Source organism: Peribacillus sp. NPDC096622 (assembly GCF_044762665.1).
GTDB lineage: Bacteria > Bacillota > Bacilli > Bacillales > DSM-1321 > Peribacillus > Peribacillus frigoritolerans_B.
In genome coordinates, this window is the sequence record NZ_JBIWES010000020.1 from 36,381 (window position 1) to 61,661 (window position 25,281).

The 25,281-nt window shown below is 41.9% G+C and carries 25 protein-coding genes, 1 rRNA gene and 2 other annotated features; all 26 genes read right to left on the reverse strand.

The genetic code is table 11. The annotated features are described in order from the left end of the window. Nucleotides 1-71: 71 nt before the first annotated feature. Nucleotides 72-3,641, reverse strand: a complete 3,570-nt coding sequence (gene rpoB, locus ACIQYG_RS23375; protein WP_048677874.1) for a DNA-directed RNA polymerase subunit beta — start codon at nucleotides 3,639-3,641, stop codon at nucleotides 72-74. Nucleotides 3,642-3,879: 238 nt separating this feature from the next. Further along, nucleotides 3,880-4,485 (reverse strand): class I SAM-dependent methyltransferase, encoded by a 606-nt coding sequence (locus ACIQYG_RS23380; protein ID WP_402843082.1) that lies wholly within the window; start codon nucleotides 4,483-4,485, stop codon nucleotides 3,880-3,882. A 195-nt stretch (nucleotides 4,486-4,680) separates the two neighbouring features. After that, nucleotides 4,681-5,040 carry a 50S ribosomal protein L7/L12 gene (gene rplL / locus ACIQYG_RS23385; RefSeq protein ID WP_241593942.1) on the reverse strand — a complete coding sequence of 120 codons (360 nt, stop codon included), beginning with the start codon at nucleotides 5,038-5,040 and terminating at the stop codon, nucleotides 4,681-4,683. Nucleotides 5,041-5,101: 61 nt separating this feature from the next. Further along, nucleotides 5,102-5,602 (reverse strand): 50S ribosomal protein L10, encoded by a 501-nt coding sequence (gene rplJ / locus ACIQYG_RS23390; protein ID WP_241593940.1) that lies wholly within the window; start codon nucleotides 5,600-5,602, stop codon nucleotides 5,102-5,104. A gap of 39 nt (nucleotides 5,603-5,641) precedes the next feature. Continuing rightward, nucleotides 5,642-5,792, reverse strand: a sequence feature (ribosomal protein L10 leader region). A 51-nt stretch (nucleotides 5,793-5,843) separates the two neighbouring features. Further along, the gene (gene rplA, locus ACIQYG_RS23395; RefSeq protein WP_402843046.1) at nucleotides 5,844-6,536 is read right to left on the reverse strand and encodes a 50S ribosomal protein L1; all 693 of its coding nucleotides are present in this window, start codon (nucleotides 6,534-6,536) and stop codon (nucleotides 5,844-5,846) included. Nucleotides 6,537-6,640: 104 nt separating this feature from the next. Beyond that, nucleotides 6,641-7,066, reverse strand: a complete 426-nt coding sequence (gene rplK, locus ACIQYG_RS23400) for a 50S ribosomal protein L11 (RefSeq protein ID WP_034305057.1) — start codon at nucleotides 7,064-7,066, stop codon at nucleotides 6,641-6,643. A gap of 174 nt (nucleotides 7,067-7,240) precedes the next feature. Further along, nucleotides 7,241-7,774: a transcription termination/antitermination protein NusG gene (gene nusG / locus ACIQYG_RS23405; protein ID WP_048677866.1), complete on the reverse strand. Its 534-nt coding sequence runs from the start codon at nucleotides 7,772-7,774 to the stop codon at nucleotides 7,241-7,243. Nucleotides 7,775-8,031: 257 nt separating this feature from the next. Beyond that, a complete protein-coding gene (secE, locus tag ACIQYG_RS23410) occupies nucleotides 8,032-8,214 on the reverse strand; it encodes a preprotein translocase subunit SecE (RefSeq protein WP_214751063.1) in 183 nt (60 codons plus the stop codon). Between the two features lie 50 nt (nucleotides 8,215-8,264). Further along, nucleotides 8,265-8,414: a 50S ribosomal protein L33 gene (rpmG, locus tag ACIQYG_RS23415; RefSeq protein ID WP_081113075.1), complete on the reverse strand. Its 150-nt coding sequence runs from the start codon at nucleotides 8,412-8,414 to the stop codon at nucleotides 8,265-8,267. Between the two features lie 196 nt (nucleotides 8,415-8,610). Further along, nucleotides 8,611-9,243, reverse strand: coding sequence for an RNA polymerase sporulation sigma factor SigH (sigH, locus tag ACIQYG_RS23420; RefSeq protein WP_094246690.1), 633 nt, complete (start codon nucleotides 9,241-9,243; stop codon nucleotides 8,611-8,613). Nucleotides 9,244-9,328: 85 nt separating this feature from the next. Continuing rightward, entirely contained in the window at nucleotides 9,329-9,838 is a 510-nt protein-coding gene (locus ACIQYG_RS23425) for an NYN domain-containing protein (RefSeq protein WP_034305067.1), read from the reverse strand. 4 nt (nucleotides 9,839-9,842) lie between these two features. After that, entirely contained in the window at nucleotides 9,843-10,586 is a 744-nt protein-coding gene (gene rlmB / locus ACIQYG_RS23430) for a 23S rRNA (guanosine(2251)-2'-O)-methyltransferase RlmB (RefSeq protein ID WP_402843052.1), read from the reverse strand. Continuing rightward, on the reverse strand, nucleotides 10,583-11,005 hold the full coding sequence (locus ACIQYG_RS23435) for a Mini-ribonuclease 3 (protein ID WP_402843055.1): 423 nt from the start codon (nucleotides 11,003-11,005) through the stop codon (nucleotides 10,583-10,585). The genes rlmB and ACIQYG_RS23435 overlap by 4 nt, the downstream gene beginning before the upstream one ends. A gap of 3 nt (nucleotides 11,006-11,008) precedes the next feature. Then, entirely contained in the window at nucleotides 11,009-12,406 is a 1,398-nt protein-coding gene (gene cysS / locus ACIQYG_RS23440) for a cysteine--tRNA ligase (protein WP_402843058.1), read from the reverse strand. A gap of 1 nt (nucleotide 12,407) precedes the next feature. Then, a complete protein-coding gene (gene cysE, locus ACIQYG_RS23445) occupies nucleotides 12,408-13,058 on the reverse strand; it encodes a serine O-acetyltransferase (RefSeq protein ID WP_034305073.1) in 651 nt (216 codons plus the stop codon). Nucleotides 13,059-13,139: 81 nt separating this feature from the next. Continuing rightward, nucleotides 13,140-13,388, reverse strand: a binding site (T-box leader). A 42-nt stretch (nucleotides 13,389-13,430) separates the two neighbouring features. Then, nucleotides 13,431-14,888, reverse strand: a complete 1,458-nt coding sequence (gene gltX, locus ACIQYG_RS23450; RefSeq protein ID WP_402843062.1) for a glutamate--tRNA ligase — start codon at nucleotides 14,886-14,888, stop codon at nucleotides 13,431-13,433. Between the two features lie 89 nt (nucleotides 14,889-14,977). Beyond that, the gene (gene ispF, locus ACIQYG_RS23455) at nucleotides 14,978-15,457 is read right to left on the reverse strand and encodes a 2-C-methyl-D-erythritol 2,4-cyclodiphosphate synthase (RefSeq protein ID WP_034305078.1); all 480 of its coding nucleotides are present in this window, start codon (nucleotides 15,455-15,457) and stop codon (nucleotides 14,978-14,980) included. Nucleotides 15,458-15,471: 14 nt separating this feature from the next. Further along, nucleotides 15,472-16,161: a 2-C-methyl-D-erythritol 4-phosphate cytidylyltransferase gene (ispD, locus tag ACIQYG_RS23460; RefSeq protein ID WP_402843065.1), complete on the reverse strand. Its 690-nt coding sequence runs from the start codon at nucleotides 16,159-16,161 to the stop codon at nucleotides 15,472-15,474. Nucleotides 16,162-16,182: 21 nt separating this feature from the next. Further along, entirely contained in the window at nucleotides 16,183-17,262 is a 1,080-nt protein-coding gene (locus tag ACIQYG_RS23465; RefSeq protein WP_402843068.1) for a PIN/TRAM domain-containing protein, read from the reverse strand. 225 nt (nucleotides 17,263-17,487) lie between these two features. Next, nucleotides 17,488-18,561 carry a DNA integrity scanning diadenylate cyclase DisA gene (disA, locus tag ACIQYG_RS23470; protein ID WP_402843070.1) on the reverse strand — a complete coding sequence of 358 codons (1,074 nt, stop codon included), beginning with the start codon at nucleotides 18,559-18,561 and terminating at the stop codon, nucleotides 17,488-17,490. A gap of 2 nt (nucleotides 18,562-18,563) precedes the next feature. Beyond that, nucleotides 18,564-19,952, reverse strand: coding sequence for a DNA repair protein RadA (gene radA, locus ACIQYG_RS23475; protein WP_402843072.1), 1,389 nt, complete (start codon nucleotides 19,950-19,952; stop codon nucleotides 18,564-18,566). Nucleotides 19,953-20,150: 198 nt separating this feature from the next. After that, nucleotides 20,151-22,592 carry an ATP-dependent protease ATP-binding subunit ClpC gene (clpC, locus tag ACIQYG_RS23480; protein ID WP_034305090.1) on the reverse strand — a complete coding sequence of 814 codons (2,442 nt, stop codon included), beginning with the start codon at nucleotides 22,590-22,592 and terminating at the stop codon, nucleotides 20,151-20,153. Nucleotides 22,593-22,723: 131 nt separating this feature from the next. Further along, nucleotides 22,724-23,800: a protein-arginine kinase McsB gene (gene mcsB / locus ACIQYG_RS23485; protein ID WP_402843074.1), complete on the reverse strand. Its 1,077-nt coding sequence runs from the start codon at nucleotides 23,798-23,800 to the stop codon at nucleotides 22,724-22,726. Beyond that, nucleotides 23,797-24,348: a protein-arginine kinase activator protein McsA gene (mcsA, locus tag ACIQYG_RS23490; RefSeq protein WP_402843077.1), complete on the reverse strand. Its 552-nt coding sequence runs from the start codon at nucleotides 24,346-24,348 to the stop codon at nucleotides 23,797-23,799. The genes mcsB and mcsA overlap by 4 nt, the downstream gene beginning before the upstream one ends. Before the next feature lie 21 nt (nucleotides 24,349-24,369). After that, a complete protein-coding gene (locus tag ACIQYG_RS23495; RefSeq protein WP_048677843.1) occupies nucleotides 24,370-24,831 on the reverse strand; it encodes a CtsR family transcriptional regulator in 462 nt (153 codons plus the stop codon). A gap of 376 nt (nucleotides 24,832-25,207) precedes the next feature. Then, nucleotides 25,208-25,281 (reverse strand): 5S ribosomal RNA (gene rrf / locus ACIQYG_RS26975); the annotation flags it as partial.

The window sequence follows — 25,281 nt, forward strand, 5'->3', positions numbered from 1 at the left end:
TGATTTTCAAATGAACATCTCGCTGCCAGTCAGAGCAGGTAATATATAACTGGATATGTTTATATTTAATTTTATTCTTTGACAGGTGCCCCTACTTCGGAAGCAACCATATCTTTAGTTTCTGAATCAAGGCTTAATTTGTCTGCTTGGTTGGCTTCATCTTCATCTTCCAAATCACGCATTTCGATTTCGCGATCTTCGGCATTGAGGATTTTAACATCCAATCCTAAACTTTGAAGCTCCTTAATCAATACTTTGAAGGACTCAGGAACGCCTGGTTCAGGGACATTTTCACCTTTGACAATCGCTTCGTACGTTTTAACACGACCTACGACATCATCTGATTTAACGGTTAGGATTTCTTGTAATGTATAAGCGGCACCATAAGCTTCAAGTGCCCATACTTCCATCTCACCGAAACGCTGTCCACCAAATTGCGCTTTACCACCAAGTGGTTGCTGCGTAACAAGGGAGTAAGGTCCAGTTGAACGCGCATGAAGTTTATCATCGACCATATGCGCCAGTTTGATCATGTACATGACACCAACTGATACACGGTTGTCGAATGCTTCACCTGAACGGCCATCATAAAGGACAGTTTTTGCATCACGGGACATCCCGGCTTCTTCAATCGTACCCCAAACGTCTTCCTCAGTGGCACCATCGAATACAGGGGATGCTACATGAATGCCAAGTGCGCGTGCAGCCATACCCAAGTGTAGCTCCAACACCTGACCGATGTTCATACGTGAAGGTACACCCAATGGGTTTAACATGATGTCGACTGGAGTGCCGTCCGGTAAATAAGGCATATCTTCTTCAGGAAGAATCCTGGAGATTACCCCTTTGTTACCATGTCGTCCGGCCATTTTATCGCCTTCATGGATTTTACGTTTTTGAACGATATATACACGTGCGAGTTGGTTTACACCAGGAGGCAGTTCATCGCCGTCTTCTCTGTTAAATACTTTAACATCAAGAACGATTCCTCCGCCGCCGTGAGGTACACGAAGTGATGTATCCCTTACTTCACGTGCTTTTTCACCGAAGATTGCATGTAATAGACGTTCCTCAGCAGTCAGCTCCGTTACACCTTTAGGCGTGACTTTACCAACGAGAAGGTCTCCGTCTTTCACTTCAGCACCCACACGGATAATTCCGCGCTCATCAAGATTTCGAAGCGCATCTTCCCCTACGTTAGGGATATCACGGGTGATTTCTTCAGGCCCTAATTTTGTATCGCGTGATTCAGATTCATACTCTTCAATATGAATGGAAGTGTACACATCATCTTTAACCAATCGTTCACTCATGATGATGGCATCTTCATAGTTATATCCATCCCATGTCATGAAGGCTACCAATACGTTACGTCCAAGTGCCAACTCACCTTTTTCCATTGAAGGACCATCAGCAAGAATTTCACCTTTTACGACGTTGTCGCCAACACTTACGATAGGGCGTTGATTATAGCACGTTCCTTGGTTGGAACGAATGAATTTTAATAGACGATATTTATCAAGATTTCCTTTTACTTGCTGCCCGTCTACTTCACTTACCCTACGTACCCATACTTCACGTGATTCAACGTGCTCTACGATACCAGGGTGTTTACAGATTACGGCAGCACCGGAGTCTTTCGCAGAAACATACTCCATACCCGTTCCTACTCGAGGGGCTTCCGGTTGAAGCAAAGGAACTGCTTGACGTTGCATGTTCGCTCCCATAAGGGCACGGTTGGAGTCATCGTTTTCCAAGAAAGGAATACATGCAGTCGCGGCAGATACAACCTGTTTAGGAGATACATCCATGTAATCTACGCGGTCACGCGGAACAACGGTATTTTCACCGCGGAAACGTGCAACAACATCATTATCAAGGAATGAGCCATCATCCGACAGTCGTACATTCGCTTGGGCAACTACATAGTTATCTTCCTCATCAGCTGTTAAGTAATCGATTTGGCTTGTAATTTTACCCGTTTCAGGGTCCACACGGCGGTATGGTGTTTCAATGAAGCCATATGGGTTCACCTTTGCAAAACTGGATAACGAGTTAATCAAACCAATATTCGGTCCCTCAGGCGTTTCAATCGGACACATGCGGCCATAGTGGGAATAATGAACGTCACGCACTTCAAAGCCAGCACGCTCACGTGTCAGACCACCAGGTCCCAATGCAGATAGACGACGTTTATGCGTCAATTCAGCCAACGGGTTCGTTTGATCCATGAACTGGGAAAGCTGCGAGCTTCCAAAGAACTCTTTAATGGATGCAATGACCGGGCGAATGTTGATTAGTTGCTGTGGAGTGATTGTATTCGTATCCTGAATGGACATTCTTTCACGGACAACACGCTCCATACGGGATAAACCAATTCTGAATTGGTTTTGCAACAATTCACCAACGGAACGCAGACGACGGTTACCTAAATGGTCAATGTCATCCGTGATTCCCACACCATGCAATAAATTAAAGAAATAACTGATGGAAGAAATGATATCAGCCGGTGTAATGTTTTTGACCTGGTCGGTCACATAAGCATTACCGATGATATTGATCACTTTTTCGCCTTCAGCATCGTTTGGTGCAAACACTTTAATAGGTTGAAGAAGAGTTTCTTCCTCTACCACACCACCTGATGGATGGAATGTTTTGAATCCTATTCCACCTTCGATATGAGGCAGAATCCTATCAAGAGTCCGGCGATCAAGCATAGTACCTTTTTCAACAATGATTTCTCCGGTTTCAGGATCAATCAAAGTCTCTGCAATACGTTGTCCGAATAAACGGTTCTTAATATGCAGTTTTTTGTTTATTTTATAACGGCCTACATTAGCTAAATCATAACGTTTCGGATCAAAAAAGCGTGATACTAAAAGACTTTTCGCGTTTTCGACAGTAGGCGGTTCACCTGGGCGTAAACGCTCATAGATTTCTAGTAGTGCTTTTTCTACACTCTCGGTGTTATCCTTTTCAAGAGTGTTGCGAAGGTATTCGTTGTCTCCGATCAAATCGATGATTTCTTGATCAGTTCCGAATCCAAGGGCACGCATCAATACCGTGATAGGTAATTTCCTTGTGCGGTCGATTCGAACATACACAACATCCTTGGCGTCTGTTTCGTATTCGAGCCATGCGCCACGGTTAGGAATAACGGTCGCAGAGAATCCAAGCTTACCGTTTTTATCCATTTTCCCATTATAGTAAACACTCGGTGAGCGCACTAATTGGGATACAATTACCCGTTCAGCACCATTGATGACAAATGTACCTGTTTCAGTCATCAGAGGGAAATCGCCCATGAATACATCCTGGTCTTTCACTTCCCCTGTTTCTTTGTTAACAAGGCGCACTTTCACGCGAAGTGGTGCAGAATACGTAACATCGCGTTCTTTTGTTTCTTCCACAGAATACTTCGGCTCAGCTAAGCTGTAATCGATGAATTCTAACGATAAATTACCTGTAAAATCCTCAATAGGAGAAATATCCTGGAACATTTCCTTTAAACCTACATCTAGAAACCATTGATAAGAAGCTGTTTGAATTTCAATCAGATTCGGAAGATCCAAAACCTCACTGATTCTTGCATAACTTCTACGTTGGCGGTGTCGTCCATACTGAACAAGTTGACCTGTCAACTGATTCACCCCTTAAATCAAGCGTTATAAGGATCCATTTGCCTCGGAAAAGGAATCATTTCCATAGACAAAAAGAAAATGGTTTTTATTTTAAAAACCACTATTTCTCATAAAACGAACTATTATTTATATATTTTTCCCATATTATCCATTGATTATACACCAATGGTATAAAAATTGCATAGTTACGGAATTATATATATGCATTTTATAATACTAACATAGCGAAAATTTAGAGTCAAACCTTTTTGGATAATAGTATATAGTAACCTTTTTTCTTAACGGGCACTTCAACATTTCCAAATAATTGCTCCATTTTATCCATTGCGGATGGAGCCCCTTGTTTTTTTTGAATGACAACCCATAATTCTCCACCAGCCACCAAACTGCGATAGCTTTCTTCTAAAATTTCGTGGACTACACTTTTACCTGCGCGAATGGGAGGGTTCGTAAGAATCGCTGCGAATTGATTGGAGGCAACTTTGTCAAAACGATCGCTTTCGTAAATCTTCACATTTGCGATCCCATTAGAAGCAGCATTCTCTTTTGACAATTCAACTGCCCGACTATTTATATCAATCATTTCTATCGTTCTATCGGGATAAGCTGCCGCAATCGATATTCCGATTGGTCCATAACCGCAACCAACATCGAGAATATTTCCTTCCACAGCTTCATTAAGGTTAAAACTCTCAACCAAAAGACGCGATCCGAAATCAACTTCCTTTTTCGAAAAAACACCATTATCACTTTTGAAGCGAAATGTGCGTCCCTTTAATGTGAAATCCCAAAATTTCGGATTGCTTACGACATCCGGTTTATGTGAGTAGTAATGCTCTGTCAGAGTCATCTCCCCCTATCAGAAAGGAATATTGAAGATTTAATGAGAGAAGAGAATTGAAGAATGGATGCTTGCACGCCGGAATGTTCCATTAACGAGATCCTCGTTATGAAACCATTAACGGCTAGTTTCCGCCATTTCTTTAAAAATGAAGAAAAAAAGCCCGCCAGTGATAGCGAGCTTTTTGTTTATGCAAGATTACTTAACTTCAACGCCAGCTCCAACTTCTTCAAGTTTAGCTTTGATTTCTTCAGCTTCTTCTTTAGAAGCGCCTTCTTTGATTGCTTTTGGAGTGTTGTCAACAAGTTCTTTTGCTTCTTTAAGTCCAAGACCTGTAACTTCACGTACAGCTTTGATAACTTTGATTTTTTGATCTCCAGCAGATGTAAGGATTACATCAAACTCAGTTTTTTCTTCAGCAGCAGCGCCACCAGCAGCAGCTACAGCTACAGGTGCAGCAGCAGTTACGCCGAATTCTTCTTCGATTGCTTTTACAAGGTCGTTTAATTCTAAAACAGTCATATTTTTAACTGCTTCAATGATTTGATCTTTAGTCATTTTTATTTCCTCCTCGAAATGGTTGGTTTTTTTGAATTAGCAGGCTAAATAAGCGGTTAGCTTACGCGCCTTGTTCTTCTTTTTGCTCTGCAACAGCTTTTGTAGCAAGAGCAAGTCCGCGCATAGGTGCTTGTAGCACGCTGAGTAGCATTGAAAGTAGGCCTTCGCGTGAAGGTAGTTCTGCAAGAGCTTTAATTTCTTCGGCAGTTGCAACATTTCCTTCGATAACTCCAGCTTTGATTTCTAATGCTTCATGTTTTTTCGCAAAATCGTTAAGGATTTTTGCTGGCGCAATAACATCTTCAGTTGAGAATGCAATTGCGTTTGGACCTGTTAAAGATTCGTTCAAAGCGCTAAGTTCAGCACTTTCAGCAGCACGGCGAGTTAAAGAGTTTTTGTAAACTTTAAACTCAACGCCAGCTTCACGAAGTTGCTTACGAAGTTCTGTTACTTCAGCAACAGTCAATCCACGGTAGTCAACAACTACTGTTGATTGGCTTGAAGTTAACTTATCAGAAATCTCAGCAACGATTTTTTGCTTTTGTTCAATAATTGCGTTCATCCTTACACCTCCTGTAGATTTGCTTGAAAACATTTATACCGTTTCAAAGAAAAAGCCTTCATCTCTATTGCAGACATGAAGGCAGTAATTTCAAAAGTCATAGTCCAGGACTATTATTATCGAATTACCTCGGCAGGGAATTAAGCTCGTAATGAGCACCTACTGTCTACGGTACAAATAGTATTCATTTATTTAACAACAAAACTTATTATAGCAATAATAGTTTTGGCATGTCAATTATTTATTTGAAAGTAGAAGGATCAACTTTCACACCAGGGCCCATTGTAGTTGTTACAGAAACGTTTTTCATGTAAGTTCCTTTAGCAGCCGCAGGTTTAACTTTCAATAATGTATCATAGATAGTAGTGAAGTTTTCCACTAGTTTAGCATCCTCGAAAGATACTTTACCGATTGGAGCATGGATGTTACCAGCTTTATCTACGCGGTATTCAACTTTACCAGCTTTGATTTCATTAACAGCTTTCGTTACATCGAAAGTAACTGTGCCAGTTTTAGGGTTAGGCATTAAACCTTTAGGTCCTAATACACGGCCAAGTTTACCAACTTCACCCATCATGTCTGGAGTCGCAACGATTACATCGAATTCGAACCATCCTTGTTGGATTTTGTTGATGAAGTCAGATTCACCAACGTAGTCAGCACCAGCAGCTTCCGCTTCTTTTGCTTTTTCGCCTTTAGCGAACACTAATACGCGTTGAGTTTTACCAGTACCATTCGGAAGAACAACAGCTCCACGAATTTGTTGGTCAGCTTTCTTAGGGTCTACGCCTAAACGGAAAGCCACTTCAACAGTCGCATCGAATTTTGCGAAGTTTGCTTTTTTAGCAACTTCGATTGCTTCAGTTACAGCATAAGCCTTAGAAACTTCTACAAGCTTAGCTGCTTCAAGATACTTTTTACCTTTTTTAGCCATGATATAAATCCTCCTAAATTGTGGTTTTAACGGAATGACCTCCCACGAATAAAGGTTGCGAGTATCAATCGCAACCCCGTAGAAACAAATAGCAATTACATGGATTAGTCTTCGATGACAATACCCATGCTGCGAGCAGTACCTTCAACCATACGCATTGCAGCTTCAACGCTTGCAGCGTTTAGGTCAGGCATTTTAGTTTCAGCAATCTCGCGCACTTGATCACGCTTGACTGTAGCAACTTTATTACGGTTAGGTTCACCAGAACCAGACTCGATACCAGCTACTTTCTTAAGCAATACTGCAGCCGGTGGAGTTTTTGTAATGAATGTAAATGAACGGTCTTCAAATACCGTGATTTCAACAGGAATAATTAGACCAGCTTGATCTGCTGTACGAGCGTTGAACTCCTTACAGAATCCCATGATGTTTACACCAGCTTGACCTAATGCAGGACCGACTGGCGGTGCCGGATTCGCTTTACCAGCAGGAATTTGCAATTTAACCATTTTAATTACTTTTTTAGCCACGAGACACACCTCCTTATAAGTCCGTGATGTGGTAATAGGGTAATACCCTCCCACTCATCTTGAATTCTTTATATATAAATAAAGAATGCTTGTATCGTTGAGGCCTAAAAATTGAAACATACTGACCTTTGAAATTTTACCACTTTCAAAAGGCAATTTCAAGTTTTTTTCCGTTTATAATTTTTCCACTTGATTAAAATCAAGTTCAACCGGTGTATCACGGCCGAACATATTGACTAGGACCCTTACTTTCCCTTTGTCTTTATCAAGTTCTTCAATAGGTCCTGCAAAAGTTGCAAATGGTCCTTCTTTAACTTGAACCGTATCACCGATTTCAAAATCAACTTCGATTTTGCTTTCATCTACGCCCATTCGTTTAAGGACGACTTCAATTTCTTCAGGAAGCAATGCAGTCGGTTTTGACCCAGCTCCAGATGAACCCACGAAACCTGTTACGCCAGGTGTATTCCGGACAACATACCATGAATCATCCGTCATGATGATCTCAACCAACACATAACCTGGAAACACTTTCTTTTTGGTCACTTTCTTTTTTCCATCTTTCACTTCTGTTTCTTCTTCTTCTGGAACTACAACGCGAAAGATCTTGTCTTCCATCCCCATAGTTTCAACACGTTTTTCCAAGTTAGCCTTAACCTTGTTCTCATAACCTGAATAAGTGTGAACTACATACCAATTCTTTTCCATGTGTTAGGACTTTAACGTCCTTCCCTCCCTGCAATCAATCATTTTCTTTATTAATCTTTATCTTTGAACGTTTTAGCCAAAACCATACAGGCGTCATCCCGAACTAAACTAGAATATATTGTGATGATTCATAATTACAGCAGCACTCGTTTTTGAACTTCTTCACTTATTAAAAAAGACAAATTAAAAAACCCGTTTCCGGGCTTTTCTGCTGACACATATTATTCTATCACTATTATACCTTATTTTCGAATCTCTTATTCAATAACTAAGCGAATTAATTCGGAAATACCCAAATCGACCACTGTAAAGAATAGAGCCATAAACAAGACAGTCGTTACTACCACAATTGTATATTTGGTAAGCTCCTTGCGTTTCGGCCAGCTTACTTTTTGCATTTCGCGAGCGACTCCGCTGAAAAATTCGGTAAAACGTTTCATGAATGTACCTCCAAGCATTAGAAGCTTCTGTCAATCTATTTATAAAACGGTTATTTCGTTTCTTTATGAATCGAGTGTGAGTTGCACGTACTGCAAAATTTCTTGATTTCCAGTCGTTCGCCGCTTGTCGATTGTTTGCTCTCATAACTATAATTTCTTGAACCGCAATCGGTGCAGGCAAGAACTATTTTCTTTCGCATTAGATACACCTATCCTATCTACTATATCCATAAAACCTTATCACGACTGTTTTTTATTGTCAATATCAAAGCGGGTTTCACCCATTAAGGACAACGCAAACCAAAACATCGGTTTACATCCTTTAAAAATCTTAGTGAATAATAAACTTCCATGTGGAGAAGGGACAGATGAAATTAAGCGGAAAAAGCGGAGGGATTATAAACTGATTTCCCTTACTTCCAGATAGCGCTCGAGCTTTCTTTTCACCCGCTGAAGGGCGTTGTCGATTGACTTAACATGCCGGTTCAACTCTTCCGAAATTTCTTGGTAGGTTTGTCCATCCAGGTAAAGAGCTAACACTTTTCTCTCAAGATCACTCAGGAGCTCGGCCATCTTTAATTCGATATCGTCAAACTCTTCTTGGTTGATGATCAGTTCTTCCGGGTCCAAAACTTTCGTACCCGATATGATATCCATTAGAGTTCGGTCCGATTCCTCATCATAAATTGGCTTGTCCAGGGAAACATAGGAATTGAGCGGAATATGTTTTTGACGTGTTGCTGTTTTGATAGCTGTAATGATCTGCCTCGTAATGCATAGTTCTGCAAATGCTTTAAAAGAAGATAACTTATCCCCTTTAAAATCACGGACGGCTTTATATAAACCAATCATACCTTCTTGCACGATGTCTTCCTTATCGGCACCAATCAAGAAATAAGTCCTTGCCTTCGCTCTTACAAAATTACGATACTTTTGGATCAAATAATCAAGCGCTTCACTGTCTCCAGTGTGCACCAACCCTATCAATTCATCATCCTCAAACTGAAGGTACTTTTCGTTCAGCTTCATTCCGAATTTGAGACCCACATTATATCCCCCTGACCTGACTCAGATAGAAATATTATACAGCAGGTAAATTTTACCCGTCAATGGTTCAAATTTTACCCCGGCGCCATTTTTCAAAAATTTCTGCCACTTCTTCACTTAAAGGAATTTTAGCAACGGGTCTTATCGTCGTTGTTTTTCTTACATCTTTCTTGATTTCGCCTTGAATTTCTTCCATTTCAATAAGCAGCTCACGAGCGGATTTCCTTAGGGCCCCTTGGCCAAAGATCACCCACTGTTCCGTGAAGTCAGAGGTTGCCACTTGAATTTGCGTTTTGACATTATTCAGTTCAATGGCCATCTTTTCTATTCTTTCATCCGCAGTTTCATTTTCTTTTGTAAAAATTACGTCAACTTTGTGATTTTTGAATATGCGGGCAATTCCCTGAACATATTGAGCATCAAATACGACAATTACACGGTATCCGGTAAATGCTTGATATTCCGCCATCATTTCTATCAATCGGTCTCTTGCAGCAGCAAGGTCGCGTTCTTTCAATTCTCTCAGTTCCGGCCAAGCTCCAATAATGTTATAACCGTCCACCAACAGAATATTCATTCCATCATTTCCCTAGAGGATTTCTTTTTCTGTAAACCTCATACATCAATAAACCGGCTGCTACCGATGCATTTAACGAAGTTACTTGTCCTGCCATTGGAAGACGGATGAGAAAATCACATTTATCCTTCATTAACCGGGCCATGCCTTTTCCTTCGCTGCCGATAACAAGTCCGATAGGCATCTTTCCGTCCATGTTACGGTAATCATCGCTGCCTTTCGCATCGGTACCGACTATCCATACCCCTCGCTCTTTCAATTCTTCCACTGCTCTTGCCAAATTTGTAACGCGAGCTACAGGAATATATTCGATTGCACCCGTCGAAGCTTTTGCCACTGTTGCCGTCAGACCCACCGCTCTTCTTTTTGGAATGATGATTCCATGGGCCCCGACAGCATCAGCCGTCCTCATGATCGAACCTAAATTATGCGGATCTTCAACCTCATCAAGGATCATGAAAAAAGGTGCTTCGTCCCGTTCAGCCGCTTTTGCGAATAAGTCATCCAGCTCCACATATTCATATGCAGCCACTTGTGCGACAACGCCTTGATGGATGCCTTCTACCATTTGGTCAATTTTTTTCTTCGGTACGATTTGCACGAATACCTTCTTTTCCTTCGCGAGACCGATGAGTGGTTGCATCGAGCCTTTTTGCGAGCCCTCGGCTATCCAAATTTTATTAATTTCCCGTTCGGAGCGAAGTGCTTCCAATACGGGGTTTCTGCCAATGATATATTCTTCGCTCATGGGTTACTCCCCTTTTCTTCTTCAATGTATTCAATGGATTTTTTGATGAGTTCTTCCATTCTTTCTATTCGACCGGATAAATACAAAAATCCCATAAGAGCCTCGAAGGCTGTACTGTAGCGATACGTTTGCACATCTGTATTCTTCGGTACAGTACCTGATTTTGCATTTCGGCCGCGCCTAACGACAGCGGATTCCTCTTCCGATAGCCAATCTGACTCCAGGAAGAAGTGGATGATTTTATTTTGCGCTTTAGCAGCTACAAAAGATGTAGCTTTTTTGTGAAGTAGATTGGGCTTGACCGCTCCTTTTTGAATGAGGTGATGCCGTATATACGTTTCGTATACAGCATCACCTATATATGCTAAAGCAAGACTGTTCAGCATTCTTGCATCTACCTTACTATCGTAATGAAGCATTAATTACCCTCTTTTCCATCTTGTACCTTGAGGGGTATCCTCTAATATGATATTCATGTTTTTCAAGCGATCGCGAATTTCATCAGATAACCCAAAATTGCGGTCTTTCCGTGCTTGAATCCTTTGCTGTATCAACCCTTCGATTTCTTCATCGAGAAGCCCCTCTTCTTCAAGGGACAAACCAAGGACAGAAAATAAGGTGTTGAATTTATCAAGGAAAGCATCAATCACTTCCTTGTCTGTGTTTTTCTCCATCAAGTAATAATTTGCCTGTTTGGAAAGTTCAAAAAGCACGGATATTGCATTAGCTGTGTTGAAATCATCGTCCATTTCCTTAATGAATTGTTCATGTAAATCATTCAGCTTCTCCAACCAAACATCATTATTCTCAGTCAATCCGTCACTTACTTGAAGGCGATGCTTTAAATTTTGATAAGATGTCCTTAAACGTTCAAGTGACGCCCTTACATTTTCAAGCACTTCTTCACTATAATTGATGGGATGACGGTAATGTACAGATAACATAAAGAAGCGTAACACTTGTGGATCATGCTTCTTTATGATGTCATGCACAAGGACGAAATTGCCTAAGGACTTAGACATTTTTTCATTCTCAATATTTATATACCCGTTATGCATCCAATAATTCGCAAAGTTCTTACCCGTCAATGCCTCGGATTGTGCAATTTCATTTTCATGATGCGGGAATGCCAGATCTTGACCTCCTGCATGAATATCGATTGTATCCCCCAAATACTTTTTGACCATTGCGGAGCATTCGATATGCCAGCCAGGACGCCCCTTACCCCATGGGCTCTCCCAGGATATTTCATCATCCTTGGCCGCTTTCCAAAGGGCAAAATCAAGGGCATCTTGTTTTTTCTCCCCTATTTCAATACGTGCCCCAACTCGAAGCTCATCGATGGACTGATGTGAAAGCTTACCATATCCCTCAAACTTACGAGTGCGGTAATACACATCCCCTTCAGATTCATAAGCGAATCCTTTCTCGATTAATGCCGAGATGAATTCAATGATTGCATCCATGTTCTCCATTACGGTCGGGTGAGCGTCCGCTTTTTTGCAGCCTAATGCCGACACGTCTTCAAAATATGCCTTGATGAATCGCTCTGATATGGTCGGGACATCTTCCCCCAATTCTTTTGCCGCGCGAATCAGCTTATCATCCACGTCCGTGAAGTTCGAAACGAATTGCACATCATATCCACGGTAATCCAAATACCTCCGAACGGTATCGAATACGATTGCCGGTCTTGCATTGCCAATATGAATGTAATTATAGACAGTTGGTCCGCATACATACATCTTCACCTTTCCCTCTTCAATCGGGACGAAGGTTTCCTTTTTTCTTGTAGCTGTGTTATATAGTTTAATTGCCATATTATAGACTCCTTTCTTCCTGCTTCTGTTCAGCCAACCTTGCTCTTAAGGCCCTGATTTCACTATCCAATTCCTTAAAGCGATCAGCGATTGGATCAGGAAGATCACAATGATTTAGGTCTTTATTGATTTTGATACCATCTTGAATGACCACTTTACCTGGAATGCCCACCACTGTAGAATTAGGTGGCACTTCCTTTAAAACGACCGATCCTGCACCGATTTTTGAGTTTTCCCCAACAGTGATGGAACCCAGCACTTTTGCTCCTGTAGCTATCAAAACATTATCCTTTATCGTAGGATGACGTTTTCCCTTTTCCTTTCCTGTCCCCCCAAGGGTTACACCTTGAAAGACAGATACATTGTCGCCAATTTCACAAGTTTCGCCAATGACGATCCCCATTCCATGGTCAATAAAGAAACGACGGCCAATCGTAGCCCCTGGATGAATTTCAATTCCGGTAAAAAACCGGCTGATTTGAGATATGCTTCTCGCCAGAAAAAAGAATTTCCTCTTAAATAGTGCGTGAGCCATCCTATGACTCCAAATAGCATGCAAACCCGCGTACGTCAATATGACTTCCAAATAGCTGCGCGCGGCAGGATCTTGATCAAAAACCACTTCGATATCTTCTTTAAACATCTTTAACAAAATGATTCCCCCCTATGTTCCTTTTCCAACATCCCCTTTTGAAGCCTTTAAAGCATATAAAAAAGCGTCTCTGTCCAAATAGACAGAGACGCTTGAAGCGCGGTTCCACTCTGTTTGGAATGTACGAACCAGGTAAAACTTTCCCCTGTTTTTTCATCCCCAACTTTAATCCCTGTAACGGAGGACATTCCGCCTGTGCCTACTATAGGTTAGTTCAGCAAAGGACTCAAGGGTGCATTTCAGAAAACGAGAGGCCTGAACCACTTTCAGCAGGTTATGGTTCTCTCTAAAAAGCTTCGTTTACTTACTTCTCCCCATCTACGCGTTCTTTTGTAAGATTATTAAATACTATATTACATTTTCGACAAATTGTTAATATAAAATACTCTGAATACGCTGTTTAATTTTTTCCTTGCCCAGTAACGAAATTGCCTTAGGCAAGTCAGGACCATGTGTTTGACCCGTGACGGCAGCCCTTATCGGCATGAATAATTTTTTCCCTTTATGCCCTGTGCTTTTTTGTACGGCTTTAATCGACTTCTTGATTTCATCCGCATTAAATTCTTCAAGCCCTTCGATCTCCTGAAGGAAAGCTTTCATGACTTCCGGTACCTGTTCTTCAGCAAGCACTTCCTTAGCTTCTTGCTCGAACTCGACCTCATCCTTGAAAAACAGTTCAGAAAGCTCAACTATTTCCGCTCCATAGCTCATCTGCTCTTGAAAAAGTGAAACAAGTCCATGTACCCACTCTTCTTCTTCGGCGGTCAGTGTCTCTGAAACCTTCCCGGCTTTAACTAAGTGAGGCAATGACAATTCCACTGCACGATTGACGTCCAATTGCTTCACATATTGGTTATTCATCCATGTAAGCTTTTGCTTATCGAAAAGTGCAGGTGATTTAGACAGCCGGTCAGCATCGAAAAGATTAATGAATTCTTCCTTCGTGAAAATCTCTTCCTCCCCGACCGGAGACCATCCCAGTAATGTAATGAAATTGAATAACGCTTCAGGTACATAACCAAGTTCTTCATATTGCTCAATGAATTGAATGATCGACTCATCACGTTTACTCAGTTTCTTCCTGCTTTCGTTTACAATCAGCGTCATATGTCCGAATACCGGCGGTTCCCAGCCGAAAGCTTCATAAATCATCAATTGTTTTGGAGTATTGGAGATATGATCATCACCGCGAAGGACATGGGAAATCTTCATCAAGTGATCATCGACGGCCACTGCAAAGTTATAAGTTGGAATGCCATCTTTTTTAACGATAACAAAATCCCCAAAGCCATCCGTTTCAAATGAAACCTCATCCTTGACCATATCTTTGAAAGTAAGGACCTTCCCAGCTGGAACGGCAAAGCGAATGCTCGGTTTTCTTCCTTGAGCCACTAGTTCCGCTTGCTCTTCCTCAGTTAAATGCTTGCACTTCCCAGAATATTTTGGGGTTTCATTGCGTTCGACCTGTCCTTCACGCTCTGCTTCAAGCTCTTCTTCCGTACAATAGCATTTATATGCTAAACCTTTATCTAAAAGCTCTTGATACAATTCCTGATAAAGGTCGTTCCTTTCGGATTGACGATATGGCCCGTATTCACCGCCAACATCAACACCTTCATCCCAATCCATACCAAGCCATTTCAAATATTTAAGCTGACTTTCCTCTCCGCCTTCAATATTTCTCTTTTGGTCGGTATCTTCAATACGGATGATGAATTTCCCGCCTTTATTTCGTGCGTATAAATAATTAAATAAAGCAGTCCGTGCATTACCAATATGTAAATGTCCAGTCGGACTCGGTGCATAGCGAACTCGAATATCGCTGCTCATGATATATATAGACCTCCCAGTCGTTCAATTCTATTGTTTATATTATCATTTAAATACATTGGGATAAAGGCATCCACTCTAAAAACGATTTAGTTTGATTTGACCAATAAGACAACAGCCTGTGCCGCGATTCCTTCGCCCCTGCCTGTAAATCCAAGTTTCTCTGTAGTGGTCGCCTTTACATTAATCCTGTCTATCGAGGCATCTAAAAGTTCTGCAATCCTGCCTCGCATTTCCTCGATATACGGTGCCATTTTCGGGCTTTGTGCAATGATTGTACAGTCCGCATTGCCTAGGGAATATCCTTCTTTTTTTACGATCGCCCAAATATACTGCAGCAGTTTTGCCGAATCGGCATCTTTAAATTCAGGATCGGTATCTGGAAAATGCTTTCCTATATCCCCTGCACCAATTGCCCCCAAGCAGGCATCGGCAACAGTATGCAGAAGGACATCCGCATCCGAATGACCTAGCAGTCCTTTCTCATACGGAATCGTAATCCCGCCAATTATCAAAGGTCTGCCTTCCACAAGCTGATGAACGTCATATCCTTGTCCTATTCTAAACATATCATTCTCCCCAATCATCGTTTTCCATGTTGTTGTTTATGTAAAATCGCTTCTGCAAAATAAAGGTCTTCCTGAGTCGTAATTTTAATATTATCATAATTGCCCTCAATAATAACTACCTGTTCATTGATCCGCTCTAGTAAACTTGCATCGTCCGTCCCTAAAAATGCTTCAGCTTCTGCCTGTTCATACGCACTTTTTAATATGGATACACGAAAAGCTTGTGGAGTTTGCACCGCCCACAAGCTTGATCGTTCCACTGTTTCCAATACCTTTTTGTTTGCCGCTTTTTTAATCGTATCCTTAACGGGCACTGCAATTACGGCACCTCCATGAAGGGAGGCGGCAGCAGTCAATTCACTGATTTGCCCTAGATTAATAAAAGGGCGGGCACCGTCATGGACCAGGATGATGTCTTCTTCTGCATGTTGCAGTCCATTATAAACGCTTTGTTGGCGCTCCTTGCCACCCATGACCAGTTTCTTGACCTTTTTAAGCCCATACGCTGCTATCAATTGATTGAAATAATCCTTTTCTGCCGGGTTTATCGAAAGGATAATCCCCCGACAGTCAGGATCTTCTTCGAAGACACGCAGTGTATAAACAATGATCGGGATACCCGATAGTTCAATAAAAAGTTTATTCTTGCCCGCCTTCATTCTTTTGCCTTGTCCAGCTGCAGGTATCACTACTTCATAAAACATAACGGTTTCTCCTACTCTTCTTTATAATGCTTTTTCTAATAGTTTAGGTTTAGCGAATATCATCCGGCCTGCAGAGGTTTGCAATACACTAGTGACAAGTACATCGATCCGTTTCCCGATGTGGTCACGGCCACCTTCGACAACGATCATGGTGCCATCGTCCAAATAAGCGATGCCCTGGTTCTGCTCTTTCCCGTCCTTGATGACCTGAACATTCATCTCTTCCCCAGGAAGTACGACAGGTTTTACGGCATTGGCCAGGTCATTGATATTAAGTACCGCCACATTTTGAAACTCGCATACTTTGTTTAAATTGAAATCATTTGTAACGACCATTCCGCCCGATATTTTGGCAAGCTTCACTAGTTTACTGTCCACTTCCTGAATGTCTTCAAAATCCCCCTCGTACATCTCCACTTTAATCGGAAGGTCTTTTTGAATCCGATTCAAGATATCCAAACCGCGTCTTCCACGATTCCTTTTCAATGCATCAGATGAATCGGCAATGTGCTGCAGTTCGTTTAATACGAATTGAGGAATGACTATGGTACCCTCAAGAAAGCCTGTCTGACAAATATCCGCAATTCTACCATCAATGATGACGCTTGTATCGAGAATCTTCAGGCGCTTGCTATACCCTTCTTCATCCTCTTCGCTTGCTTCACCATCCGTGTTCTTTTTCTTATTGCTTTTCGTGAATAAACTCAATAGCTCATCACGTTTTTTAAAGCCCACCTGAAAACCAAGATATCCAAATAAAAGCGTAAGGATGATAGGAACCACCTTGATGGCACTGAAGGCGGAGCCAACCAAGAACGCCGCAAGCAGTCCCACTAAAAGACCGAGGCTGCCAAAGATTATATCCGTAATCGGTATCTTTACAAGCTGTTCCTCCAGCCACTTCATAAAATAGATCACATGATCTACTGCCCAAAAAGTTATAAGATAAAAGATAATGGCACCCAACAGTACACTTACATAAGGATTGTTTAATAAAGCAATATCGTCTGCATGTAAAACAATTAATAATTCCGGAATAAGTAACATACCAAGTGTTCCGCCGACTATTAAGAAGCATGCTTGTATAATGCGTTTTAACATCCCTTTCACCTCCTTCTACTCATTATTGACCAATAAAATAAAATGAAACCTTCGAAAATTCGTTTTCATTATATACGTTAAATTCACTTAAGGAATTAGTGGATTTACAAATATGAATTCTTCTCTTTATCGTAATATTAGCCTAGCACCCTGAGTTTTGAGTGTCAAAAATAAACACCAATCAATTTCAAGCTGGTTCAGGTGATTTAAAAGGCCAGCTGCACCTTACATCCTTCTATTTGTGACAAGCTGATTTTTTAAAATGCGGAGTCCTTCTTTGATTTTATTGGCCCGGACTTCGCCTATACCCTCCACATCGTCAAGGTTTTCAACCGTAGCTTTATTGACTTCACTAAAGCTTCCGAACTGTTTCACTAAATTTTCGATGATCAAACCTGGCAAGCGTGGGATTTTATGAAGAATACGGTAACCACGGGGATGTACTGACTCATCAAGATGTATGTATCCATGATAGCCCAGCACCTTCAGAAGAATGCTTTCATCCAGTTTTTCCTGCATGGCCAACTCTTGTAGCCTAAAAATGATTTCCTCGGGATTTTCATCATTACTGGAGGTATAATCCTTGATAAGCCATTTCCCTTCCGTTTCAATATCTGCCAGGATTTCATTCATTTGCAAACGGATCAACCTTCCTTCCGTACCAAGCTCATTAAGATACGTTAGTAGCTCCGCCTTGATCCTGAGCACCATCACATAACGGTGAAATACCTGCAAAAGATCGGCATAGGTCACGATTTCCTCAAACTCGAGCGCTCCTAAAACCGATATGCTCTGCTGCAGGACCACCTTGTATTTTTCCAAGGTCTGGATGGCTAAATTAGCCTTGGCAAGTATGACTCCTATATCTTTAAGGGCATACCGGAAATTGCCTTGATATAAAGTGATGACATTCCGGCGTTGTGAGATTGCCACGACCAACGACTTGGTCTCCCTTGCCACCCGTTCCGCTGTCCTATGCCGCATTCCCGTTTCAGTGGAAGGTGTACTGTTATCAGGCACTAATTGGGCATTTGCGAAAATGATCTTATCGGCTGTTTCATTTAAAATGATGGCCCCGTCCATCTTCGCCAACTCATATAATGTGCTGGGGGTACAGCTGCAGTTGATTTCGAAGCCGCCATCCACGATCGTCCGCACCTTCTCGTTATATCCGACCACTATCAAACCGCCCGTGTTTGCCCTCAGGACATTTTCAATACCCTCCCGAAGCGGGGTACCCGGAGCTACGATTTGCAGAATTTCCAATTTTGTTTTCTCATACCCTTTTTTATCTGTCATACTTAACCCCCTAACGATTGTTTAAGAGCCTCCGAAACCGATGAAACACCAATGATCTTAATACCTTTCGGCGCGGTCCACCCTCCTATATTATTAGCCGGTATGATAACCCGCTCAAACCCTAATTTCGCTGCTTCCTGCACCCTTTGTTCAATTCGTGACACCCTTCTCACTTCCCCAGTCAGCCCCACTTCACCAATGATGCAATCGGCAGGGTTTGTTGGTTTATCCCGGAAGCTTGATGCAATGCTTATTGCGACAGCGAGGTCAATTGCCGGTTCATCCAGCTTGACACCACCAGCAACCTTTAAATACGCATCTTGGTTTTGGAGCAGCAAGCCCACTCTCTTTTCCAGAACAGCCATTAAAAGCGAAACACGATTGTGGTCAATTCCCGTGGCCATCCGCCTCGGATTGCCAAAGCTCGTAGGTGAAATCAATGCTTGAATTTCGACAAGCACCGGCCTTGTGCCCTCCATGGATGCGACGACTGTGGACCCCGAAGCTCCTTGCGACCGCTCTTCAAGGAAAATTTCCGATGGATTCGCTACCTCTTCCAATCCATGTTCTTTCATTTCAAAAATACCCATCTCATTCGTCGAACCAAAGCGATTTTTAACCGCACGTATAATTCGATATGTATGGTGTCTCTCACCTTCAAAATATAATACGGTGTCAACCATGTGCTCAAGCAGCCGTGGTCCCGCAATGGCCCCTTCCTTTGTAACGTGTCCGACGATGAAAATCGCAATCCCATTCGTTTTAGCAATGCGCATGAGTGAGGCTGTGCATTCCCTCACTTGTGAAACGCTTCCCGGGGCAGATGTAACCTCCGAATGGTAAACCGTTTGAATGGAGTCAATAATGACCAAATCCGGTTTTACATCTGTAATTGCCTGTTGGATATAGTCCATATCGGTTTCAGCATAAACGAATAGATTTTCCGACATGGTCCCAAGCCGGTCCGCTCTCAATTTGGTCTGCTTGACTGATTCTTCACCTGATATATAAAGCACTTTTTTCTGTTTATGCGCCAATTGGGATGATACCTGTAAAAGCAGGGTGGACTTACCGATACCCGGGTCCCCTCCGATCAATACAAGTGACCCCTGTACGATTCCGCCCCCAAGAGCACGATTCAATTCCATTAAATCCGTCTTAATCCTTGGTTCTTTTTCTGATTGAATAGTCGTTATGGGTGCCGCCTTCTCCCGTTCCCCGGAACCTCTAACCTCTGAATGGGTAAAAGCGCCTTTTCTAGCAGGTTTAATGATTTCGGTTTCCTCGACCATTTTGTTCCATTCACCGCATCCTGGGCATTTCCCCATCCATTTCGCGGACTCATATCCACAAGACTGACACATAAATTTTGTTTTCTTTTTTACAGCCATAAATTACTCCTCTTCCTTTGGAAAAAATATCTATATTAAGGATATTATATCTCTGTTTTATTTAAACCTTCCTAAGGCTAAGTTTTTTTAAAAAAATATTCACTTTGCTTGTCCCGTTTATACTCATATCTACCTATAGATAAAAAACAGAGGTACACTGCAAAAGAATCTGCGTGTACCTCGAAGTTTAGGATCAGGTTATTCACTTACATTAACAGGCTCGCCTTGTCGGATTGCAAACTCATTATTCACGACATCCATTACGACCGTTTGCCCTTTTTTCACGTTGCCCTTAAGCAACTCTTCGGATAGATAATCTTCTACATGCTTCTGAAGCGCCCTGCGGATTGGCCTTGCCCCATATTCCGGATCAAAACCTTCCGTAGCAATTTTTTCTCTAGCCGCATCTGTCAGCTCCAAGTATATCTCCTGTTCTTTCAAACGGGTAGTAAGCTGATTTGACATTAATGTAACGATTTGTTTCAAATGATCCTTCTCTAATGAGTGGAACACGATTGTTTCATCAATACGATTCAGGAATTCCGGACGGAATGCACGTTTGAGTTCTTCCATCACTTTCCCTTTCATATTTTTATAGTCCTGCCCAGTATCCTGGATGTTAAAGCCGACATACTTATCAGTTTTCAAGGCCGACGCCCCTACATTCGATGTCATAATCAGAATGGTATTCCTGAAATCGACAGTACGCCCCTTGGAATCCGTCAGTCTTCCATCTTCCAATACTTGAAGAAGAATATTGAAAACATCCGGATGCGCCTTTTCTATTTCATCAAGCAGAACTACGGAGTATGGTTTCCTCCGCACTTTTTCCGTTAACTGACCGCCTTCTTCGTACCCAACATATCCTGGAGGCGATCCAACAAGACGTGAAGTCGAATGTTTCTCCATATATTCGGACATATCGATGCGGATCATGGCATCTTCATCACCAAAAATTGATTCAGCTAAAGCACGGGCTAGCTCGGTTTTACCTACCCCTGTTGGCCCCAAGAAGATGAATGAACCAATTGGACGTTTAGGATCTTTCAAACCTGCCCTTGCACGCCTTACTGCTTTAGAAACCGCAATGACGGCCTCTTCCTGCCCAATTACACGATCATGGAGGATTGACTCCATATTAAGCAGTTTGTCTGACTCGGTTTGTGCCAATTTAGTGACTGGCACTCCCGTCCAGCTGGATACGACGTGTGCAATGTCATCCACAGTCACTTCACTGTTCTCCTGCCCTTGTTTTTCTTTCCAAGTTTTTTTCGTTTCTTCCAATTGTTCTCTTAAGCGTTGTTCTGTATCGCGAAGCGAAGCAGCTTTTTCAAATTCCTGACTCTGAACGGAAGCATCCTTTTCCTTGCGAACATCATCTAGCTTCACTTCAAGTTCCTTTAGGTTAGGTGGCGTTGTGTATGAGCGCAGCCTAACCTTGGAACCTGCTTCATCAATCAAGTCAATCGCTTTATCCGGTAAAAAGCGATCGGAAATATAACGGTCTGATAATTTGACTGCAGCATCAATCGCTTCGTCAGTAATCGATACGCGGTGATGTGCCTCATAACGGTCACGCAGCCCTTTGAGAATTTGGATGGATTCCTCAATAGTCGGCTCATCGACTTGGATCGGCTGGAAGCGACGTTCAAGGGCAGCATCCTTTTCAATATACTTGCGGTACTCATCCAAAGTTGTAGCACCGATACATTGTAATTCACCACGGGCCAATGATGGTTTAAGGATATTGGAGGCATCGATGGCACCTTCTGCACCACCTGCACCAATCAATGTATGCAATTCATCGATGAATAGGATGATATTACCCGCCTGACGTATTTCATCCATGACTTTCTTCAACCGGTCCTCAAATTCACCACGGTATTTAGTGCCAGCCACAACAGTACCCATATCAAGGGTCATTACGCGCTTATCACGTAAAATCTCAGGTACCTCATTATTGATAATCTGTTGGGCAAGCCCTTCAGCAATGGCTGTTTTACCAACGCCAGGTTCACCGATCAATACTGGGTTATTTTTTGTACGACGGCTTAATACCTCAATGACACGCTGTATTTCCTTACTTCTTCCGATAACCGGATCCAAGCTTCCTTCCCTGGCAATCGCCGTTAAATCACGGGCAAGGCCATCCAGTGTCGGCGTGCTTGCATTTGCAGCGGCTGAACCTTGATGACCACCTGATTCATTGCTGCCCAAAAGTTGTAACACTTGTTGTCGAGCTTTATTTAAACTTACTCCCAGATTATTCAACACGCGGGCAGCTACACCTTCCCCTTCTCGTATAAGACCTAGAAGAACATGCTCTGTCCCAACATATGAGTGACCTAATTTTCTTGCTTCATCCATGGAAAGCTCAATGACTTTCTTGGCTCTTGGGGTATAATGTATCGTTTGAGCCGTATCCTGTCCACGGCCAATTAAATTCTCCACTTCTTTCTGAATCTTCTCCGGACCCAATCCAAGAGCATATAACGCTTTGGCTGCAATACCATCACCTTCTCGGACCAGGCCCAGTAATATATGTTCCGTGCCAATATTATTATGACCTAAACGGATTGCCTCTTCTTGGGCTAATGCTAATACTTTCTGGGCTCTTTCAGTAAAACGACCAAACATCATAGGGAATTCCTCCTTAAGAATTTTCGTTTTTGAATAAAGTTGCTGGCAATTCTCTAAGTAATGGCAGGAGCTTCTTCTTGCTCCATATCTATTACATGAAATTTAATACTCCCTAAAGAGGTCAATGACCTCTATGAGGAGGAAGGTTCCGTGAAATTCAAGCGTTCCCGGATGAGTGCTGCTCTACGGATATCCCTTTCATGGGGTCTTAAAGGGCCACCTGCGTACTTTTGTAAAAATCCCGGCTGCGTCAAAATCATCAATTCATTTAGAATGCTTTTGGAAATATTCTTTATATACCCAAGATCTATCCCTAACCTAACATCCGAGATACATGTAGCCGCTTCCTTGGTCTCGATGATTCGAGCATTGGACAAAATCCCATATGAACGGAAAATTCTATCTTCTAATTGTATGTGGGAAGTCCTTGCTAATGCATCCCTCGCTGACCGTTCCTGGGCTATGATTTGTTGCACTACACTTGTTAGATCTTCAACGATATCCCTTTCCGATTTCCCAAGAGTAATTTGATTGGAAATTTGAAAAATATTCCCCAACGCTTGACTTCCCTCTCCATAAATCCCTCGAACCACCAACCCCAATTGATTGATAGCCGGTATGATATTATTCATCTGCTGTGTAAGGACCAGGCCCGGCAGATGCATCATGACCGAAGCCCTTAATCCTGTTCCCACATTAGTCGGACAACTGGTTAGGTACCCTCTTTCTTCATCATATGCATAGTCTATGGATTCTTCAATCCAATCGTCAAGAACATTTGCAATCTTTAAGGTTTCCTTTAGCTGCAACCCGGACATTAAACATTGAATACGGAGATGGTCCTCTTCGTTTATCATGATACTTATTTCTTCATTTTCCGAGAGGAGACATGCGCTTTTCGCTGAATCTTCAACTAAATGAGGACTGATTAAATGTTTTTCAACTAGAACACGCTTTTCCAGTGGCTGCAATTGGTCAATCTCTAATAGTTCCAGTTTTCCAATCTCTGGGGTTACTTCCTCTTCGATTCTTTTTTTGACCAATTCAATGATTTCTTTAGCTTCTTCGTTAGAAAAGGAGGTTGGGAAGGTAAAGTCTTTGAAATTCCTGGCCAGCCGAATCCGCGAACTCAATACAATATCGATTTCCGGCCCTTCGGCATTCATCCAGGAACTCAAGGCGTTTTCTACAAACTTTTCCAAGCTCATAATTCCTCGCCTCCCTCTTGTGCATCATACCTTTTTTCAAGGGAACGAACCTTATCTCTTACCTCTGCGGCTTTCTCAAACTCCTCTTGATCAATGTGGACCTTTAAAACTTCTTTCAAATCCAAAATTTGCTTTCGAAGATATATGGTGCCACCAATCCTTTTTGGAATCTTCCCTATATGTGCTGTATTGCCGCTATGAACCCTTTTTAAAATGGGATTTAACTGTTCATTGAACGTTTTATAACATTCGGCACAGCCAAACTTACCAATATGGACAAATTCTTTATAAGATCGATGACAATGCGGGCAACGCCTCTCTTCCGTTTTAGGAAATGCATTTGCCTTTGTCTGTTGAATATTCGACTCCATATTCAACAATCCTGCTAATAAATTATTTATTGAAAAACCAGGTCCCCCTGCTTCCATGAACATTTCACCTTTTTCCTGAGCACATTTCTCACAAATCATGACTTCAGTCTTTTTTCCATTGATGATTTTGGTGAAGTGCAGAGTAGCAGGCCTTTGATGACATTCTTGGCAAATCAACGTTCATCACCTCTGCCAGTTTCATTTATATTTTAAAGTCGTAAGCATCGCAGTTAAAATTCTTGCCCTAAGCTCATCGCGGTCAGGTAGGTCGATATAAATCACCGATCTATCTATGACGCTCATCATAATCTTTGCTTCTCTTTCATTAATGACATCTTCATTCATCAGCCGTGAAATTACTCCCTCAGCCATCGATTGAGTTACCCTGGAACCAATTAGAGATAATAATTGGTTGATAAGTTGCACGGAATCCTGTGATTCCACTTTCATGATGCGTATATAACCGCCGCCTCCACGCTTACTCTCTACAACATAACCTCTCTCGATGGTAAACCTGGTATTGATTACGTAATTGATTTGAGAAGGAACACACTGAAATTTATCTGCTATTTCACTTCTTTTAATCTCCAAGATATCTTTTTGACTTATTTCAAGTACTTGCTTCAAATAAGTTTCGATAACATCAGATATGTTTCTCACTCAGCCTCCTCCATTCTGACTTTGACTATATTTGACTATTATTATACAAGGAATAATGCATTTTGCAACTTAAACGCACTTTCTTTCTGTAATATCCATTTTCTCCAAATTATATGTAGTTACATACCCCATTGAACATTAAAGTTGAAATATCTTACATAAATACCCTAAAAAAACAGATGCAAAACCTGATATTTTTCTTCTCCTTAAAGTTTCCCCACTTAAATTCTGCCCAATTTCCCCAGTTCATCCATTCCTCCTCAAGATATTGCAACCACTTCAAATAAGGCCAGCCCCATGCTGTCCCAGAAAATGAAGAACCCTTTTTAATTACAAACATCAAAAAAGACCAGCCGATGGCTGATCTTTTTAAATGGCTTGGCGGCGTCCTACTCTCACAGGGGGAAACCCCCAACTACCATCGGCGCTGAAGAGCTTAACTGCCGTGTT

Bases quoted from the DNA above. Each gene is read 5' to 3' on its own strand.
- rplL (WP_241593942.1), bottom strand. From the start codon at position 5,040: ATGACTAAAGATCAAATCATTGAAGCAGTTAAAAATATGACTGTTTTA.
- rplJ (WP_241593940.1), bottom strand. From the start codon at position 5,602: ATGAACGCAATTATTGAACAAAAGCAAAAAATCGTTGCTGAGATTTCT.
- rplA (WP_402843046.1), bottom strand. From the start codon at position 6,536: ATGGCTAAAAAAGGTAAAAAGTATCTTGAAGCAGCTAAGCTTGTAGAA.
- nusG (WP_048677866.1), bottom strand. From the start codon at position 7,774: ATGGAAAAGAATTGGTATGTAGTTCACACTTATTCAGGTTATGAGAAC.
- secE (WP_214751063.1), bottom strand. From the start codon at position 8,214: ATGAAACGTTTTACCGAATTTTTCAGCGGAGTCGCTCGCGAAATGCAA.
- rpmG (WP_081113075.1), bottom strand. From the start codon at position 8,414: ATGCGAAAGAAAATAGTTCTTGCCTGCACCGATTGCGGTTCAAGAAAT.
- sigH (WP_094246690.1), bottom strand. From the start codon at position 9,243: ATGAAGCTGAACGAAAAGTACCTTCAGTTTGAGGATGATGAATTGATA.
- ACIQYG_RS23425 (WP_034305067.1), bottom strand. From the start codon at position 9,838: ATGAATATTCTGTTGGTGGACGGTTATAACATTATTGGAGCTTGGCCG.
- rlmB (WP_402843052.1), bottom strand. From the start codon at position 10,586: ATGAGCGAAGAATATATCATTGGCAGAAACCCCGTATTGGAAGCACTT.
- ACIQYG_RS23435 (WP_402843055.1), bottom strand. From the start codon at position 11,005: ATGCTTCATTACGATAGTAAGGTAGATGCAAGAATGCTGAACAGTCTT.
- cysS (WP_402843058.1), bottom strand. From the start codon at position 12,406: ATGGCAATTAAACTATATAACACAGCTACAAGAAAAAAGGAAACCTTC.
- gltX (WP_402843062.1), bottom strand. From the start codon at position 14,888: ATGAGCAGCGATATTCGAGTTCGCTATGCACCGAGTCCGACTGGACAT.
- ispF (WP_034305078.1), bottom strand. From the start codon at position 15,457: ATGTTTAGAATAGGACAAGGATATGACGTTCATCAGCTTGTGGAAGGC.
- ispD (WP_402843065.1), bottom strand. From the start codon at position 16,161: ATGTTTTATGAAGTAGTGATACCTGCAGCTGGACAAGGCAAAAGAATG.
- ACIQYG_RS23465 (WP_402843068.1), bottom strand. From the start codon at position 17,262: ATGTTAAAACGCATTATACAAGCATGCTTCTTAATAGTCGGCGGAACA.
- disA (WP_402843070.1), bottom strand. From the start codon at position 18,561: ATGACAGATAAAAAAGGGTATGAGAAAACAAAATTGGAAATTCTGCAA.
- radA (WP_402843072.1), bottom strand. From the start codon at position 19,952: ATGGCTGTAAAAAAGAAAACAAAATTTATGTGTCAGTCTTGTGGATAT.
- clpC (WP_034305090.1), bottom strand. From the start codon at position 22,592: ATGATGTTTGGTCGTTTTACTGAAAGAGCCCAGAAAGTATTAGCATTA.
- mcsB (WP_402843074.1), bottom strand. From the start codon at position 23,800: ATGAGCTTGGAAAAGTTTGTAGAAAACGCCTTGAGTTCCTGGATGAAT.